The 1,719-nt window shown below is 61.4% G+C and carries 2 pseudogenes; one reads left to right on the forward strand and one right to left on the reverse strand.

What is annotated here, in order from left to right:
• The first annotated feature begins 229 nt into the window (after positions 1-229).
• Positions 230-1,488, forward strand: a pseudogene (locus tag QZY01_RS08420) (IS3 family transposase).
• A gap of 40 nt (positions 1,489-1,528) precedes the next feature.
• On the opposite strand, the pseudogene QZY01_RS08425 reads toward QZY01_RS08420, so the two are convergent.
• Positions 1,529-1,719: pseudogene (locus QZY01_RS08425) on the reverse strand (transposase); the annotation flags it as partial.

Below are 1,719 nucleotides of genomic sequence, written 5' to 3' on the forward strand. Positions count from 1 at the left end.
CGCCTTGGCGCCGTCGATGATGAACAGGCGGCAAATCTTCGGGTCGAGACCGCGTCCAACCAGATTGTCGAGCAGGGCCTGCGCCACGGCGGCGTTCTCCGTGGCCCCTTCTGAGGTGCGGCACGGTTAACTGAGACATCCGGCTGCGGTAAATTTCACCGCAACTGGAGGTTTGGAAATGACGTACGATGCAGGGATCAAGCCCGAGGGGGCGCCGGAGCGCTCCCTCATAGCTGGCGGAGGCGCCCCCTCGGGCGTCGATGCAAATGGGGCGAAACGGTTTTCCGTTCAGCGCAAGATGGCGGTCGTGGCGCGTTTACTGCGCGGCGAACCGCTGGAATTGGTCGCTCGCGAATCCAACGTCACGGTGGCGAAGCTGACGGACTGGCGCGATCGGGCGCTTGCTGGCGCTGAGACGGCCCTGAAGGAACGCGAGCGGGATGATCGCGATGACGAAATCGCCCGGCTGAAATCCAAGGTGGGCGAGATCACCATGGATAACGAACTGCTCAACGCCAAAATCGACGCCATGGAGGGAAAACGCCCTTTAGCCCGAAGGAGGTCGAGACGATGAGCCAGACAGTCTCGCCCTCCATTTCACGCTGCTATGGCATGGCCAGGGTCGCTCGCGCCTGGCGCGTTTCGCGCGCCGTCGTGTACCGTTTTCTCAAGTCCCCGCCGCCGTCGCCGACGATCCGGCTTCGCCCCGGACCGCTCGGCGCCTGTTCGGATGCTGAACTGGCGGATCATATCCGCCAGCAAATCGCCGCGTCCGGCTTTCATGGCGAGGGCTACCGGAAGATTTGGGCCCGGCTGCGTTACAATGGGGTTCGCGCCAGCCCTCGACGCGTCCGGAGGGTGATGGGCGAAAACAGCTTGCTCGCGCCGCATCGCACCGAACGTCGGGACGAGAAAATACATGACGGAACCATCGTCACCGACAAGGTCAACACGATGTGGGGCACTGACATGACCCAGACCGTCACCGTCGGGGAAGGCCGCGCCTATGTCTTTGTCGCGATAGAGCACGCCAACTCGGAAATCGTCGGGATTCATGCCTCGAAGTCGGCCAATCGCTTCGAAGCGCTGGAGCCCGTCCGACAAGGGGTACGCCGTTGCTTCGGCGCTATCGCTCCCGGCGTGGCGCACGGATTGAAGTTGCGGCATGACCATGGCTCAAACTACATGTCCGGCGATTTCCAGGCTGAAATCAAATGCCTCGGCATCGAAGCCTCGCCTTCCTTCGTCCGCGAACCAGAGGGCAATGGCGTCGCCGAGCGGTTCATGCGGACGCTGAAGGAAAATTTGTTGTGGGTCAGATCCTTCAACACCATCGAGGAACTTCGCGTCGCGCTCATCGAGTTCGCCAGGCGCTACAATGAAACCTGGCTCGTCGAGCGCCACGGATATCAAACGCCCGCTCAGGTGCGGGTCGCTCAACTTCGGGTTGCCAACTCCAATATCGGAGAGCTATCCTTGGTCGCCTGAATAAGCGAAGCCGGTTGTCTCAAATCCGGGCCGCGGTACACAGAACAGCGGCAACGAAGCGGCCCTCGCCGTCGAACACCACGATCGGCTGGAAACCGTATTCATCGTAATGCGCGTTGAACAGGCGCAATTGCTGGCTGCCGTGCACAGCGTCGAACGTGTCGTCGATGTCCAGCACGATCCGTTTGGGAACCTGTTTGAAGGAGCCGCAATAAAGATCGACCATGGCGC

Origin of the sequence: uncultured Rhodoblastus sp. (genome assembly GCF_903903185.1) — a bacterium.
GTDB lineage: Bacteria > Pseudomonadota > Alphaproteobacteria > Rhizobiales > Beijerinckiaceae > Rhodoblastus.